At 33.7% G+C, this 13737-nt stretch carries 20 protein-coding genes, 1 tRNA gene and 1 pseudogene; 12 read left to right on the forward strand and 10 right to left on the reverse strand.

Translation table 11 applies throughout. The annotated features are described in order from the left end of the window. Nucleotides 1-42: 42 nt before the first annotated feature. From KIK00_RS00580 to KIK00_RS00605, 6 genes are all read left to right on the forward strand, one after another. Nucleotides 43-921 (forward strand): hypothetical protein, encoded by an 879-nt coding sequence (locus KIK00_RS00580; RefSeq protein ID WP_255814636.1) that lies wholly within the window; start codon nucleotides 43-45, stop codon nucleotides 919-921. Between the two features lie 62 nt (nucleotides 922-983). Further along, entirely contained in the window at nucleotides 984-1493 is a 510-nt protein-coding gene (locus KIK00_RS00585) for a methylated-DNA--[protein]-cysteine S-methyltransferase (protein WP_255814637.1), read from the forward strand. Between the two features lie 91 nt (nucleotides 1494-1584). Continuing rightward, nucleotides 1585-1695, forward strand: a complete 111-nt coding sequence (locus KIK00_RS00590; RefSeq protein ID WP_370647728.1) for an MGMT family protein — start codon at nucleotides 1585-1587, stop codon at nucleotides 1693-1695. 213 nt (nucleotides 1696-1908) lie between these two features. Further along, nucleotides 1909-2511 (forward strand): DUF2911 domain-containing protein, encoded by a 603-nt coding sequence (locus KIK00_RS00595; protein ID WP_077414838.1) that lies wholly within the window; start codon nucleotides 1909-1911, stop codon nucleotides 2509-2511. A gap of 3 nt (nucleotides 2512-2514) precedes the next feature. Next, nucleotides 2515-3042: a GNAT family N-acetyltransferase gene (locus KIK00_RS00600; RefSeq protein ID WP_255814638.1), complete on the forward strand. Its 528-nt coding sequence runs from the start codon at nucleotides 2515-2517 to the stop codon at nucleotides 3040-3042. Continuing rightward, entirely contained in the window at nucleotides 3039-3410 is a 372-nt protein-coding gene (locus KIK00_RS00605; RefSeq protein WP_255814639.1) for a cupin domain-containing protein, read from the forward strand. Before KIK00_RS00600 ends, KIK00_RS00605 begins: the two co-directional genes overlap by 4 nt. A 52-nt stretch (nucleotides 3411-3462) precedes the next feature. Here the strand turns inward: KIK00_RS00605 and KIK00_RS00610 are convergent, their stop codons facing one another. The 3 genes from KIK00_RS00610 to KIK00_RS00620 form a co-directional block, all read right to left on the reverse strand. Then, a complete protein-coding gene (locus KIK00_RS00610; protein WP_255814640.1) occupies nucleotides 3463-4206 on the reverse strand; it encodes a dienelactone hydrolase family protein in 744 nt (247 codons plus the stop codon). 63 nt (nucleotides 4207-4269) lie between these two features. Continuing rightward, on the reverse strand, nucleotides 4270-4881 hold the full coding sequence (locus KIK00_RS00615) for an HAD family phosphatase (RefSeq protein WP_255814641.1): 612 nt from the start codon (nucleotides 4879-4881) through the stop codon (nucleotides 4270-4272). Nucleotides 4882-4921: 40 nt separating this feature from the next. Continuing rightward, nucleotides 4922-5353 carry a type I restriction enzyme HsdR N-terminal domain-containing protein gene (locus tag KIK00_RS00620; RefSeq protein WP_255814642.1) on the reverse strand — a complete coding sequence of 144 codons (432 nt, stop codon included), beginning with the start codon at nucleotides 5351-5353 and terminating at the stop codon, nucleotides 4922-4924. Nucleotides 5354-5360: 7 nt separating this feature from the next. Between KIK00_RS00620 and holA the strand changes: the two genes are divergently transcribed. The 5 genes from holA to KIK00_RS00645 all read left to right on the forward strand — a co-directional run bounded on the left by holA (nucleotide 5361) and on the right by KIK00_RS00645 (nucleotide 8820). Continuing rightward, nucleotides 5361-6398, forward strand: coding sequence for a DNA polymerase III subunit delta (gene holA, locus KIK00_RS00625; protein ID WP_255814643.1), 1038 nt, complete (start codon nucleotides 5361-5363; stop codon nucleotides 6396-6398). Between the two features lie 212 nt (nucleotides 6399-6610). Then, entirely contained in the window at nucleotides 6611-7552 is a 942-nt protein-coding gene (gene trxB, locus KIK00_RS00630; protein WP_255814644.1) for a thioredoxin-disulfide reductase, read from the forward strand. A 246-nt stretch (nucleotides 7553-7798) separates the two neighbouring features. After that, a complete protein-coding gene (locus tag KIK00_RS00635; protein WP_047376726.1) occupies nucleotides 7799-8176 on the forward strand; it encodes a VOC family protein in 378 nt (125 codons plus the stop codon). A 201-nt stretch (nucleotides 8177-8377) separates the two neighbouring features. Further along, entirely contained in the window at nucleotides 8378-8590 is a 213-nt protein-coding gene (locus KIK00_RS00640; RefSeq protein ID WP_255814645.1) for a glyceraldehyde-3-phosphate dehydrogenase, read from the forward strand. Nucleotides 8591-8732: 142 nt separating this feature from the next. After that, a tRNA-Ser gene (locus tag KIK00_RS00645) sits at nucleotides 8733-8820 on the forward strand. Nucleotides 8821-8917: 97 nt separating this feature from the next. On the opposite strand, the gene KIK00_RS00650 is transcribed toward KIK00_RS00645, so the two are convergent. Both KIK00_RS00650 and KIK00_RS00655 read right to left on the reverse strand, forming a co-directional pair. Beyond that, on the reverse strand, nucleotides 8918-9160 hold the full coding sequence (locus KIK00_RS00650) for a hypothetical protein (protein ID WP_255814646.1): 243 nt from the start codon (nucleotides 9158-9160) through the stop codon (nucleotides 8918-8920). A 78-nt stretch (nucleotides 9161-9238) separates the two neighbouring features. Further along, nucleotides 9239-10198: a hypothetical protein gene (locus KIK00_RS00655; RefSeq protein WP_255814647.1), complete on the reverse strand. Its 960-nt coding sequence runs from the start codon at nucleotides 10196-10198 to the stop codon at nucleotides 9239-9241. A gap of 6 nt (nucleotides 10199-10204) precedes the next feature. On the opposite strand from KIK00_RS00655, the pseudogene KIK00_RS00660 reads away from it, so the two are divergent. Beyond that, nucleotides 10205-10345 (forward strand): annotated as a pseudogene (locus KIK00_RS00660) (IS256 family transposase); the annotation flags it as partial. Between the two features lie 577 nt (nucleotides 10346-10922). Here the strand turns inward: KIK00_RS00660 and KIK00_RS00665 are convergent. The 5 genes from KIK00_RS00665 to KIK00_RS00685 form a co-directional block, all read right to left on the reverse strand. Then, the gene (locus tag KIK00_RS00665) at nucleotides 10923-11069 is read right to left on the reverse strand and encodes a hypothetical protein (RefSeq protein WP_255814648.1); all 147 of its coding nucleotides are present in this window, start codon (nucleotides 11067-11069) and stop codon (nucleotides 10923-10925) included. A gap of 388 nt (nucleotides 11070-11457) precedes the next feature. Then, nucleotides 11458-12039: a hypothetical protein gene (locus KIK00_RS00670; RefSeq protein WP_255814649.1), complete on the reverse strand. Its 582-nt coding sequence runs from the start codon at nucleotides 12037-12039 to the stop codon at nucleotides 11458-11460. Nucleotides 12040-12043: 4 nt separating this feature from the next. Further along, nucleotides 12044-12958, reverse strand: coding sequence for a hypothetical protein (locus KIK00_RS00675; RefSeq protein ID WP_255814650.1), 915 nt, complete (start codon nucleotides 12956-12958; stop codon nucleotides 12044-12046). Between the two features lie 83 nt (nucleotides 12959-13041). Further along, complete coding sequence (locus KIK00_RS00680; RefSeq protein WP_255814651.1) at nucleotides 13042-13182, reverse strand: hypothetical protein; 141 nt, start codon at nucleotides 13180-13182, stop codon at nucleotides 13042-13044. A gap of 253 nt (nucleotides 13183-13435) precedes the next feature. Beyond that, nucleotides 13436-13672: a hypothetical protein gene (locus KIK00_RS00685; RefSeq protein ID WP_255814652.1), complete on the reverse strand. Its 237-nt coding sequence runs from the start codon at nucleotides 13670-13672 to the stop codon at nucleotides 13436-13438. Nucleotides 13673-13737: the final 65 nt, after the last annotated feature.

Here is a 13737-nt window from a genome sequence, read left to right on the forward strand (position 1 = left end):
GTAGATGAAATTTTCCTAGTTTTGCGGAGCTAAAAACCTTTTATGAAAAAATATTTACTGGGAATTTTATTATTTTCGATTGTATCATGTGGAAGTTCAGATGATCTTGATAATCTAAAATCCACTAATGAACCTCCATTAGGTAAAATTAAAACGCTTACCATTAAAGATGAAGAACTGGCAAATGGTACAGTTTCCCTTATCGAAAAACTAGATTTTAAGTTTGAATACAACAATGATAAATTGGTTAAGATCTGGGATCTTAATGGCAATTATACTGAAAATCTTGGCTACACCAATGGATTACTAACCTCAATTTCTATCGAAGGAAACACTTATCCCGGACTATCTGACCCTTCTCCGTTTAGTGAAAAAAGAAAGCTTATTTATGATGATAATCAAAGACTTGTAAAAGTAGAAAATTTAAATCCAAACTACGAAAAGAATTACAAAACCTTTGAATATCCATCCGCAGATGTCATTATGGTTAAAAACTATATTAATTATTTCGGAACACCCTTCAACACAGAAATGCTTAAAATCTTTATAAGTAATCAGAATGTTTCCAAAATTGAAAGATATGAGGAAGGAAATTTATCCAAGCTGAGGGATGTGATAACCTATGAATATGATCAGAATATAAACCCTGATTTTTTGATTGACAGAAACAGAATATTGGCATTACCTGAATATGCTTATAATATTTTTATGCTTCAGGATTATTCACAAATTTCCAGGAATAATGTGCATAAAAAGATAAAGTATTATTTTGGTTCGTTGCCTGATAGTCCAAAAAAAGAATTTAAAATGGTTTCTCAGTATCAAAATGATGGCCTCCCTTCCATAATTTATTATCAGGAGAAGATTTCAGATAATACTCCAAATGATGATTTCAGAATATCTGCTATTTATGGATATTAATTTTTTTTTTATATAAATTTAAACCTCGTAAGAAAACTTATGAGGTTTTTTATTGTCACAAAATGAAAATACACCAAAAAAACATATCAACTCCATTGGGAGAAATGATTGCCTGTGCCATAGACCAGGGAATCTGTCTGCTTGAATTCACAGACCGGAAGAATATTGAAAAACAACTGAAGGCTTTGTCAAAGGTTTTGAAAGCAGAGATTGTAGAAAAAGAACATCTTCATTTCAGACAGCTGGAAGAAGAGTTGAAAGAATATTTTGAAGGAAAAAGAAACCATTTTGAAGTTCCATTGTTTACCACAGGAACAGAATTTCAGGAAAAAGTCTGGCAGCTTCTCCGTGAAATTCCGATGGGAGAAATAAGAAGCTATAAGCAGCAGTCAGAAATATTAGGAAATCCAAAGGCAATACGTGCTGTAGGAACAGCCAACGGAATTAATAAAATTGCCATTTTAATCCCTTGTCATCGTGTGATAGGTTCCAATGGAGAATTGGTAGGCTATGCCGGTGGTATCTGGAGAAAACAAAAGCTGTTGGAGCTTGAAAAAGCTATTCTATTTTAAAACTGAAGTTAGAATTTAGAGATTATTGAAAAATAGATGTTCATTTTTCGGTTGTAAAACACTCTGCAATCTTTTGAATAAAATATCCATTATGATACCCTGTCACCGTGTGATTGGTAGCAACGGACAACTAACTGGCTATGGAGGAGGGATCTGGAGAAAACAAAAATTACTGGAGCTGGAAAAGGCTATTTTGTTTTAGTAATTTTTTTTAAAATGTTTCTTCACTCAATCCAGCTGAGAAAAAGGAAAAATGATTAAAAGAAGTAAAATTTCCAATGGCCAGGTATTGATTTTAAAAAAGATTAGACCGGAATAATATGTTAATAGAAAAATATCGGGAAAACAAAAATTAGTAGAGCTGGAAAAGGTTATTTTATTTTGATTTTTTGTAATTTTAAACAAAAATTTACACGTGAAAAAGTTATTAGCAGCAGTTTGCATTTCAGTTTCAGCATTCAGTTTTGCTCAGGATTATTCTGTGCCGGCAGCAAGCCCGCGTCAGAAGGTAGAGCAGCAGTTTTCAATGTCCAAGATCTCTATCGATTATGGAAGACCAGGAGTGAAAGGACGCAAGATTTTCGGAGAATTGGTTCCTTATGGCCAGGTTTGGAGAGCAGGAGCTAACTCATCTACGAAAATTACTTTCGGACAGGCCGTTAATTTCGGTGGGAAAACAGTGCCTGCAGGAACCTATGGATTATTCATTGTTCCTACAGAAAAAGAATGGAAAGTGATCCTGAATAAAGATTTCCAACAGTGGGGAGCTTATACTTATGATCCTAAACAGGACGTAGTGGATGTTACCGTACCAGTAAATAAACTGACAGACAAACAGGAGTGGTTTGAAATCACCCTGAATCCTACAGACGAAAACACCGGAAACTTAGTCATCAAATGGGATATGGCTCAGGCAGAAGTTCCTTTGAAGCCATCAAAATTAGACACTGTAATCAAGATTTCTGACAAATTGAAAGAAATCAAGAAAATAGAATCAGATTCTACTAAAAAGAGCTAAACAATGAATTTTTCTGTTCAGCCTGTTTTAGAGAATGAAGAATTTCAATTAATCCCTTTACAGCAAGGGGATTTTGAATCTTTATATGAAGTAGCTTCCGATCCCAAAGTCTGGGAACAACACCCAAACAAAGACCGTTATAAGAAAGAGGTTTTTGAAAACTTTTTTACAGGAGCTATGGAGAGTAAAGGTGCTTTCAAAATTATTGAGAAAGCTACCGGAGATGTATTGGGAAGCAGCCGTTATTATGACTTTGATGAAGAAGATAATCATATTTTCATCGGATATACTTTCTATGGAACAAAATCATGGGGAAAAGGAATCAATCCTCAGGTTAAAAAGCTGATGCTGGATTATATCTTCCAGTTTGTAGATAAGGTTCATTTTCATATCGGAAAAGAAAATTTCCGTTCACAGACAGCTTTGGAAAGACTTGGAGGGCAAAAAATTGCTGAAGAAGAAGTTGCTTATTTTGCAGAGCCTACAAGAACCAATTTTGTATATGAAATCACAAAAGAAGCCTGGGTATGAAAAAATATAAAATTCAACAGTCACCATTTGTAGTGCCTACTACAGATGGCAAACTGATCGAAGAACATTGGGGAAACTCTACCGGGAATTCTAATGTTTCTATTGCCCATATGGTAGCACCTCCAGACTGGAGCGAGCCTCATCAGACGCCCGAATTTGATGAATTTACTTATATTATTTCAGGAAAAAAGCAATTTGAAATAGACGGAGAAATCATTACACTGGAAAAAGGCCAGAGTATTCTTATTGAAAAAGGAGCGAGAATCCGTTACAGTAATCCATTTTCAGAACCTTGCGAATATCTTGCAATTTGTCTGCCTGCATTTTCTATGGAGTTGGTGCATAGGGAAGAGGAAGGAGTAGATTAAGAAAATTTTAAAAATATAAAAAGGCAAATCTATGGATTTGCCTTTTTTATGTTTATTTCAAAATCTCTTTCAGGAACATCAGGGTGTGGTTCCATGCTCTTTTCGCCATGGTTTCATTATAATCCGGTGACTTTGGATCCGTGAAAGTATGTTTTGAGTGGGCATATGTGATAATTTGCCAGTCGGCATTTCCTTCATTCATCTCTTTGATGAGGTTATTGTAATCATCAGGAGTTACTCCTCTGTCATCAGCTGGATTTTCAACCAGGATTTTAGCAGTTAATGCTTCATTTTTTCTGCTCTGATCTCTCCCCAGACTTCCATGGATAGAAACTATTCCTGCAACAGGAAGGTGTCCTCTGGCTGATTCTAATGCTCCGGTGCCGCCAAAACAATAGCCGATAACAGCTGTTTTATCAGAAATAGCACCATTTTTCTTCAGCTGTTCCAAAGCCAGCGAAATTCTTTTCTGATATTCGTTATAATTCTGTTTGTAGTATCCTGAAGTTTTAGCAGCAGATTCATTGTCAGCAGGAATTTTTCCTTCACCATAAATATCAGCGATAAAGGCAATGTAACCTTGTTTTTCAAGTTCAAGAGCGGCTGTTTTAGCTTCTTCATCAATCCCTTTCCAGGCTGGGAGAATAAGAACTCCCGGAAGTTTTTTTCCTGCATTGGAGGTGATTAAGCCATTCAGTTTCTGTGCACCGTCCTGATAGGAAACAGTTTTAAGTTTCTGACTGAATAAGGTTCCTGAAGCCATAATCATTGTGGCTAATAAAATAGAACGTATCATAATTAATTATTTGTGAATTAGTGAATTGTAAAACAGATTAAAATTAAGAAATATTTAAATGAATTAAAGATTAATTCCAAACTTCTTCAATTCCTTCGTTAAATCGGTATCCGGAAAAACCTGAACGGTAATGAAGCCCAGTGACTGTGCCATTTCAATATTCTTCGGATTATCATCAATGAAAACCGATTCGTCAGCCTTGATATTGTATCTTTCCAACAGCACATGCCAGATTTCAGGATCAGGTTTTATCAGCTTTTCAGTTCCCGAAACTACAATTTTGCCCTCGAATATCTGAAAGAAATCATAGTTTTCCAATGCGTAAGGGAAGGTTTCTTCAGACCAGTTAGTGAGTCCGAACAGGTGATAATCCGTGTTTTTCAGTTTTCTCAGCACTTCTACATTTTGTGGGATCTCACTTTTCAGCATGACGGTCCAATTATCGTAGAAAGCCCGGATCTCTTTTTCCCATTCAGGAAATTTTTTCACCTGGATTTCTGTTCCTTCAGCAAGGCTTCTTCCTCTGTCCTGTTCTACATTCCACTCATCCTGGGCAATATTTTCCAGGAAATATTCCATTTTTTCGTTATCGTTAAAATAATCTTTGAAAAAATATCTCGGATTCCAGTCCATCAGTACACCTCCGAAATCGAAAATAATGTTCTTGATTTTCATATTAATTGGTATTGTGCTTAGTCTTAAAATCAGGCTTTATTTATTCTGGTCTGTAAAACTGATACTGCCCGTCTTTATAGTACGCATTGATATGCTGAAGCCCATTGGTCAGAATAATTTCTCTGGCTCCGATAATCGAGTTATATCTGGCCGTCTGTTCGAATGTTTTTTCCGTTAATTTGATTTGCGGTGCTTTGCATTCTATCAGAATTATAGGTTCTGTTTTCTCGGTCACCAGAAGGTCAACACGTTTGGTCAGCCCATTCAGGACAATCTTTTTTTCGGTGATCAGGGCTGATGTAGAATAGGATTTTACAGTAAGGTAATAATGTATCCAATGCTGCCTTACCCATTCCTCAGGAGTGAGCAGAAGATAAGTTTTACGAACCAAATCATAAATAAAAAACTTATCTTTGTCTTTCTTGAATTTAAAATCAAAAGTTTCCTGAAAATTCAGTTTTGGAAGTTCCATTAATAAGATGAAAGAATTAGATTTAATCCTCAAAAATATTAAAAATAAAGAAGTTTTACCTATTTATTTTTTCCACGGAGAAGAAGCTTACTTTATTGATGTCGCTGTGAAAGCCCTTGAACATAACTTTTTGGAAGAAGATGAAAAAGCTTTCAACCAAACGGTTACCTACGGAAAAGATACTTCTTATCAGGAAGTCCTTTCTCTGGCAAGACAGTTTCCGATGATGGGAGACAAGCAGGTGATTATAGTGAAAGAAGCTCAAGATTTACGATTCAATGAAGAGGAAAACAGAATTTTAGAATCTTATGTAGAAAACCCTGTTCCTTCTACAGTATTGGTTTTTGCACACAAACACAAGAAACTGGACAGCCGAAAAAAGGCTGCTAAAGCTTTAGATAAAGCCAAAGCACTTTTTCTGAGTGAATCTGTAAAGGAAAGCAATCTTCCCAAATGGATTTCAGATGAATGTGTGAAACTTAAAATCAATACAGCGCCCAATATTTCTCATCTTCTGGCAGAATATCTTGGTAACGATCTGTCAAGAATTGTCAATGAACTCAACAAATTAAAAATCATTCTTAAAGAAGGAGAAATCCTTGACGGAACCATTGTTGAAAATCATATCGGAATCAGTAAAGAATACAATATTTTTGAACTTCAAAAGGCTTTAGGAACTAAAAATGCCAATGCAGCCTTTAAAATAGCCCATTTTATGGGAAAGAACCCGAAGAACAATCCTTTTGTAATGATGCTGGCAAGTCTTTATAATTACTTTTCAAACGTTATTATCTATCAAACGATGGCTGGGCAGCCTCCACAGGCAATTGCATCCCAGATGGGGGTAAATCCTTACTTCATCAAAGATTATGCGGAAAGTGCCAGGCTTTATCCTTTAAAACATGCCACAAGAGTCATTTCTATTTTACGGGAATTCGATATGAAAGGAAAGGGGCTTGGAGCTGTGAATATGGGAGAAGCGGAACTGATCAGAGAACTTGTATATAAGATCATCAATGTAGATAAGATCAAAATGAAGGTGTGAGGTGAGTTTGCGGGATATGCTGATTACGGGAAATGAAAACAGAAGTTTTTAATTTTTACAATCCGAAACCCTGAATCCCAACCCTGCAACAACTATCGAAATTCAACATATCAGATATTGACAAGTATCATTAAAATAACTTTAAAAAGACGGTAAAAATTCCGAAATTAGCAGTCTTAATTCAAATTAAATCTTTTCGAACAAAGTAAATTATGGAGCAAAACATTTTAGATTGTGTGATCGTTGGATCTGGGCCTTCTGGCTTCACCGCTGCTATCTATGCAGCAAGAGCAGACTTGAAACCTGAATTGTATACAGGTTTGGAGCCGGGCGGACAATTAACTACAACTACGGAAGTGGATAACTTTCCAGGGTATCCAGCTGGGATTACAGGTCCTGAAATGATGATGGATCTGCAAAAACAGGCAGAAAGATTTGATACCAAAGTTCATTATGAAATGATCACTAAAGCTGAATTCTCTAAGGAAGTTGGTGGTGTTCACAAATTATATGCAGGAAACAAAGAGATTCTGGCAAAAACAGTAATTATCTCTACAGGAGCTACTGCAAAGTATTTAGGTCTTGATGATGAGAAAAAATATGCAGGAGGTGGTGTTTCTGCTTGTGCTACGTGTGACGGATTCTTCTACAGAGGAAAAGATGTAGTAGTGGTAGGAGCAGGAGATACAGCAGCTGAAGAGGCTACTTACCTTGCAAAACTATGTAAGAAAGTAACATTATTGGTAAGAAAAGACGTTTTCAGAGCTTCAAAAGCAATGGTTCACAGAGTGGAAAGTACTCCGAACATTGAAGTGAAGTTTCACCATGAATTAATCGGGATTGAAGGAGAAAACAGCTTAGTAGAAAGAGCTGTGATCATCAACAACCAGACTCAGGAGAAATCTACAGTAGATGTTGAAGGAATCTTTATCGCAATTGGCCACAAACCGAATACTGATATTTTCGCAGGTCAGGTAGATCTTGATGAGAATGGATATATCTTAACAGAGAAAGGTTCTTCAAGAACAAATCTTCCGGGAGTATTTGCTGCTGGAGATGTTCAGGATCATATCTACAGACAGGCTATTACAGCTGCAGGAAGCGGGTGTATGTCTGCAATGGATGCAGAGAAATACTTAGCTGAATTACACTAATATTATTCAGTTTACAATAAAAGCGTACCCGATGGGTGCGCTTTTTTGTTTTATATTCTGTTGGAGAATCGCAAAGGCGCAATTTTTTTAGTTCTTTATGTATAATTTTTAAGACGTAAGAAATACCAAATATTCAGATGAAAATTCATGAAATATCTAATAAAAACATTGATATATTTGTGAAATTACAAAACGACTCGAAATTGCATGTAAGAAACTATAAACTGAACAAAAAACGAATAAAAAATGAAAAGAGTAACCGCCATTGGAGGCATCTTCTTTAAGTGTAAAGACCCGGAACAAGTAAACGAATGGTACAAAACCCATCTCGGATTACCAACCAGTCCATACGGAGCCAAATTCGACTGGAAAGAAGCAGAGTCTGAAAAGAAAGGATATACACTATGGAGCCCTTTTAAAGAGTCTACCCAATATTTTGAACCTTCATCCAAAGAATTTATGATCAATTACCATGTAGAAAATATTGAAACATTGGTAGAGGAATTAAAAAAAGAAGGTGTAACAGTTCTGGATGAGGTGGCTACTTACGAGTATGGAAAATTTGTACACATCCTTGATCCGGAAGGAAACAAGATCGAATTATTTGAACCGGCAGGGGAGTAACCCGATTGATTTTACAACAGAAGGCCCAAGAGTTTTAAAAAATAGAATACAGTCTCTTACTACAATGTAGGAGATTTGTATTTTTTAGTCAAGCTTCATATGTCGTGTTTTTGAATCATTTCTAAAGGAGTTCCATTCATTATAATAAATGTCTTCATACTTAAAGTAAAATTCCTACATTTAACGACTATTAAAAAGAATATGGAATCAAAAGTCATCAAAATAATACACGTTACCGGAACCTACATCATTGAGGCTCCTCATGGAAAACTTAATGAACTGAAAAGCCAGCTGGACAAATGCCTGAACGATGAGCAGGGGGCTATTGTGGTTAAGGGAGAAGATGGAGATCAGTTTGTATATCCGTCTGATCTTTTAAAAAACAGCTTCATTACAATCGTAGACAAGGAATAGATGATCTGTTCGGGAAAAATAATTCCCTTGATTTCTAGTCTATTATTAAGTTTTGTTAAAATTTGTGTTGCAAAAGTTTTGCGGAAATTAAAAATCGTTCTATATTTGCACCACTGAAAACAACGGTATAGCCGGAGTTTAGGGAGAGTTGGCAGAGTGGTCGATTGCGGCAGTCTTGAAAACTGTTGACTGTAATAGGTCCGGGGGTTCGAATCCCTCACTCTCCGCCAAAATCCCTGTAAATGACCATTTACAGGGATTTTTTATTTTCAGGTGCTAATTTAGGTGCTAAATATTTTTATTGGTAATTATATATAGTTCATCAAATTAGATAGTAGATTCCCCTTTGCTGACCTTATATTTTTCGATTTCATCCTCTATTTTATCAAGAAGGAGGAAGAGCGCTTTAAAATCAGAAGTAACTTCACAAAGATCATTAGGAATCATTTCTCTGACAGAATATACATATTCAACAAATATAGAGAAAAGATTTCTTTTCAAAGTTTTGGGAGGATGACGTTCTATAAAATCTACAATAGATTCACTTAAAGGTTCACTCAGCTGTTTCATTTTTCTCAATTTTAGAAATTAATCCTTTCTCTGCAACTAATTCATACAGTTCATTCATCAGCTTGTTTACAATGGCTTTCATTTTTTCGATATCTTCCTTTCAAAATAATCTTCCCGATGATGCAGTGTTCTGTTGTGATCCAGAAAAGAGAAAAATTTAAGCCTGAACTCATCAAATAAGTATTCATGTCTTTTTAATTCAGGATTTGCATACAGGCATAATTTCCATAAAAAATGGCTGGGAAGATAATGGGGTTCGTAGCAAAGCTTTGCAAAAATATAAGTCCTGCAAAATGAAAGGAAAAATAAAGAAAATACATACGGTAGTCCCTGATAGTTTTCCTCTTTATTCTTTACAATACCCAAAAACTGTTTAGCACTGCTCTCTGTGGATTTACAGAAGCTTTGTAAACTAAGATAATTCGAATAAGAAGTATCATGAGGGTTTTCCCAATGAGGCTCAGGATGATAAGGGTTAGATTCATAGATTTTGTTTTTTTTCTGTATGATATTAACAAAAAAAGGTTGTTGGATACATAAACTTTTCTGAATCCATTGGCGGTCATGAGCAATGAGAACATAATCGTTAGTTTCAGCACTTCTGTTTCTTATTTTATGCCTGATATTCCTTAGAAAATCATTGCTGATATTAAATCCGATTAGCAATAAATAATAGGTGGTGATTTCTCCGTATACAACTTTATGAAAGAGATACATCTCTTCGAGTTCTTTAGATGATATAATGGTTTCAACTGCCATATCAAGGGGTTCATCCTTCTGATCGGTAATATCAGTAATTAATCGGTTATCCGTGTTTTCTTTTTCAGCAAAGCTGTTTTTTATTAGATTTTTAAAATGATCAAGCCGTATTTTAATCAAGAAGAATAAACTATGTTCTGCAATGGTAAAAGCTTTATACATTTCATCTTCATTAGTATCCCTCTTTACTTCTTCAATCAAATTTAAAAGATAATAACTGTCACTGTTTTGTTTTACAAAATACTTTTGAATTTCAGGAATATATAATGATAAATTCATGATCCGTTTCCGACAGATGATGCCGTAATGAAATCAGTGTATCTCGCATTAAAAGAAGCTACTAAAAAATGGTCGATGCCTATTCAGAATTGGGGTGTTGTTCTCAACCAATTTATGCTTATTTTTGAAAAAAGGCTCAGATTATAAAATCTAAGCCCTGACTTTTTAACTTACACACTTTATGGGATAGTGTTCCAAAAAAACCGTCATTTAACTTGAAAAAAGTAAATGACGGTCAACTATTTTTAAATTTTGCTTAAACCGAACTCAGGTTAAATAAATAATTACAACAATATAAAAAAAGGTTCAATCAGATGATTGAGCTTTTTTTATATTGTTGTAATTTTCAAGAATATCGAAAATTAAGTAGAAAAATTTTTCCCATATTATATGAATTAGTCAATACTTAATCTGACAGTTATAATCAAATTGAATAACTTTAAAACAGATTAAGTATTAACTAGTTCACATTAATACAGTTTCAAATAGACAGGGGACCCGTAAGATAATTAAAAGATTTTATTAATGGTGAAACCGCAGTTAAATAGGGTTTAAACAGTATTTAAAAAAAGCATCCAAATCGGATGCTTTACTTATATTTTTGGATGAATTGTTTTGCCGTTTATACATTTTAGATTGCCTGTTCTTGATTAATTTATTTAAAATAATTTATGTCAAGCCCCATTGATAAAAGAAACCAACATATTTGGAACATTACCCAGCATTACTCTGGTTCAAATACATACACGTTATCCAGAAAATCACCCACGGCAATAAAACCTCCTACTGGAACCGGGTTATTATAAAAACGATTTCCTTTACCTTCACTCTCAATAATATCTTCAAAAGAATGAACTTGTACCGATATCAAAGCCACCAATAAGATTAGCTGTGTCTTGGATTGTTTTTTTTAATTTTAAGATCATATATTAACTGTAGCTCGAGCTGATTAAATTACATTGTCTTAGATTGATAAGATAATGCCAGTTCTACAATTTCCTCGACACTAGGATCATACTTAGATAAATCATCTGTTCGTGCGTTATAATTTTCTGGATAAAAAAATAGATTAGCTCCATTAGGATGAGGAACATTTTACTGAATAATTCGTAATACTCATCTATTTCTTCTTCAGTTCCTTCACTGTTTACTATTTTATATCCTAGCTCTATCAATTCTCCTTTATTCACGTTAATCTTCAAATATTAGGTTACTCAGCATTACTCTGGTCAAAAATCTAAATTGATTGAGGATAAAATTTAGATTGCTTTTATTTTTTCTTCCAACCAAGAATATAATTCCTCTGGAGTATTTAGTCGTTTTTCACATCCTTCTGTAATTAAATTTTTGGAGTATTCTTGAACTTCAACATATGATATGTTAGAAAAATCTTCAAAATCTTCAACTAAAAACTCATCAGACTGATAGAAAAAAGTAGACATAAAATATCCATATTTGAGGCAATTCAATAAATTATTCCTACTGATTTTATCTTTATTTTCAAGTATAATACTAAACGGATTTATTTTTAAAAATTTATTCAAGATGATCAAATCATCATATTCATATAGATCGATAATCCTTCCATCCGGATTGTCAGGTATTGCTGGCCTATTAGTGTTCTTTATCAAAACCTCTTGCCAATCCTGCTTTGTAAAATCTATCCATAATTCCGGATTTGATATAAATAAACCTTTAGTGACCTTATATAAAGTCATAGAATATATAAAAGCATCAATCCTTTCTCTTTTGGAGAATTGTTTGAAGTATTCTTTATATAATTCCGAATAATCAATATTAGGATTGCTATCCATCATTTTTATAAAATCTATTGCACTCATATCATTACTTTATTTTTGTTGTAATTTCCTTCCATCCTTGCAAATTTTCTGTAGTTTGATAACCTATATTCAAATTAGAATTTTTTAAGTCTACATTTAATATCTTAAATATTTCGGGAAACTGTTCAGCTTCTATTTTTGTTGGCTGATAATGCCCCGACAAATTTGATATTCTTTTTACTTTTCCTTTAACCAATTTCAAATCTCCTGCTGCTAAAACATCTTTTGCTTCTCCCAAAAAGTGATGTTTACGTCCTAATAGCAATTTACCATCGTTTGTAATTATATAGTCAACATTTTGTGGATAATTTGCCAGAGCTCCATCAATCTTAATTAATCCATTTTCAACTTCTGCAGTACCATAAAATTTACCATCTAAAGGAATTGGATCATTTGGATATTTATTTGTGATTGAATTAAACTTTTTTAGTTTTTCAAAGATTTTAGTATTAACTATTTCATCTAATTCATTTTCGGCATCATCAAAAACTTCTTTAACTTCACTTTCAGCCGTTTTCTCTTCCAGTTTCTTAGAAAAATCATCAGACTCTTTCCTCAAAGTTTCATAATAACCTTCAAGATATTTTTGAGTTTGCTTTTCTAGTGCTAACTCTTTTTCTGCTTTGGAAAGATTTTTCAATAAAGAAATTTCCTCTGCGGCTTTACTGGCTTTCCCGGCTTTTAATGCCGGAACTAGAAGAGTAATAATATCTGGCATCAGCTCTCCAAGTTCTTTATAGCGATAATACTGATTACTGCCATATTTCAAATACCAATTAGGAATTTCTTTTATTGCAATGCGAAACTTTTCCCATAGCTTTTTTAGAAAATCTTCAAAATTATAAACGATTTGACTTAAAAGATTTTCGAAAGCTTCTCCTAATGCATCAGTAAGCGCAAAGCCAATCCCACCTTGCAAATTTTCTGTTGTTTAATAATCTAATGAAATGATATGAAATGATATGATATGAAATGATATGATATGATTTTAATTTTTTCTATTTAATCTAAGCCATCATAAAAGTCAGTATTGCTATTTCTTTTAACAATACCATTTTCTCTTTTTTCAAAAATATAATCTCCGTTAAGATCAAAATAGTAGTCGTCATCAGGATAAATTTCACTGACAATTTTATGAACCATTTGTAATACCGATTTTCTTAACAATATTGGATCTGCGTCTTTTTGTAATACATCCATGGAAATATACGAAGCGTTATCTAATTCTAAATCAACGATTTGATTGTCAAAATTACCATGAACATATCCAAACTTTGAGGAACGAATATCTGAAATTAAGAAAATTGAGCTTTTATTTTTTTCGATTAAATCAGCTAATTTTTTTTCTCTTCGACTTTTCTTTTAAATTTTAAGTAATAAGTAAGCGACATATTTTTTACTTTTTTATCGTTAAATAGTTAATTTTTCCTTCTTTGGTTATATACATTACTTCTTCCAGTCCTTCTATAGGCCAATCTGAAAACTGCTTTTGGAGTTTTGCTATATCGCCATCCCAAATTTTTAGATGTAAAACAACTCGATTGGTTTGTCTTTTTTTTATCTTATCTTCTACTTCAAACCAAATTCCCTGAACTTTTTCAAATTGAGCTTGAATATTTGTTTTAAATTTCATTTTTTTCTCTAACAAAAATCTTTTTTACGCTCAAATTTCATATACGGATTAATGAAGCAAACCGT

Origin of the sequence: Chryseobacterium sp. MA9 (genome assembly GCF_024399315.1) — a bacterium.
In the GTDB taxonomy this organism is placed as follows: Bacteria; Bacteroidota; Bacteroidia; order Flavobacteriales; family Weeksellaceae; genus Chryseobacterium.

Coding starts and splice junctions, on each gene's coding strand:
- KIK00_RS00580 (WP_255814636.1), top strand. CDS start 43: ATGAAAAAATATTTACTGGGAATTTTATTATTTTCGATTGTATCATGT.
- KIK00_RS00585 (WP_255814637.1), top strand. CDS start 984: ATGAAAATACACCAAAAAAACATATCAACTCCATTGGGAGAAATGATT.
- KIK00_RS00590 (WP_370647728.1), top strand. CDS start 1,585: ATGATACCCTGTCACCGTGTGATTGGTAGCAACGGACAACTAACTGGC.
- KIK00_RS00600 (WP_255814638.1), top strand. CDS start 2,515: ATGAATTTTTCTGTTCAGCCTGTTTTAGAGAATGAAGAATTTCAATTA.
- KIK00_RS00605 (WP_255814639.1), top strand. CDS start 3,039: ATGAAAAAATATAAAATTCAACAGTCACCATTTGTAGTGCCTACTACA.
- KIK00_RS00610 (WP_255814640.1), bottom strand. CDS start 4,206: ATGATACGTTCTATTTTATTAGCCACAATGATTATGGCTTCAGGAACC.
- KIK00_RS00615 (WP_255814641.1), bottom strand. CDS start 4,881: ATGAAAATCAAGAACATTATTTTCGATTTCGGAGGTGTACTGATGGAC.
- KIK00_RS00620 (WP_255814642.1), bottom strand. CDS start 5,353: ATGGAACTTCCAAAACTGAATTTTCAGGAAACTTTTGATTTTAAATTC.
- holA (WP_255814643.1), top strand. CDS start 5,361: ATGAAAGAATTAGATTTAATCCTCAAAAATATTAAAAATAAAGAAGTT.
- trxB (WP_255814644.1), top strand. CDS start 6,611: ATGGAGCAAAACATTTTAGATTGTGTGATCGTTGGATCTGGGCCTTCT.
- KIK00_RS00635 (WP_047376726.1), top strand. CDS start 7,799: ATGAAAAGAGTAACCGCCATTGGAGGCATCTTCTTTAAGTGTAAAGAC.
- KIK00_RS00640 (WP_255814645.1), top strand. CDS start 8,378: ATGGAATCAAAAGTCATCAAAATAATACACGTTACCGGAACCTACATC.
- KIK00_RS00650 (WP_255814646.1), bottom strand. CDS start 9,160: ATGAAACAGCTGAGTGAACCTTTAAGTGAATCTATTGTAGATTTTATA.
- KIK00_RS00655 (WP_255814647.1), bottom strand. CDS start 10,198: ATGAATTTATCATTATATATTCCTGAAATTCAAAAGTATTTTGTAAAA.
- KIK00_RS00670 (WP_255814649.1), bottom strand. CDS start 12,039: ATGAGTGCAATAGATTTTATAAAAATGATGGATAGCAATCCTAATATT.
- KIK00_RS00680 (WP_255814651.1), bottom strand. CDS start 13,182: ATGGTTCATAAAATTGTCAGTGAAATTTATCCTGATGACGACTACTAT.
- KIK00_RS00685 (WP_255814652.1), bottom strand. CDS start 13,672: ATGAAATTTAAAACAAATATTCAAGCTCAATTTGAAAAAGTTCAGGGA.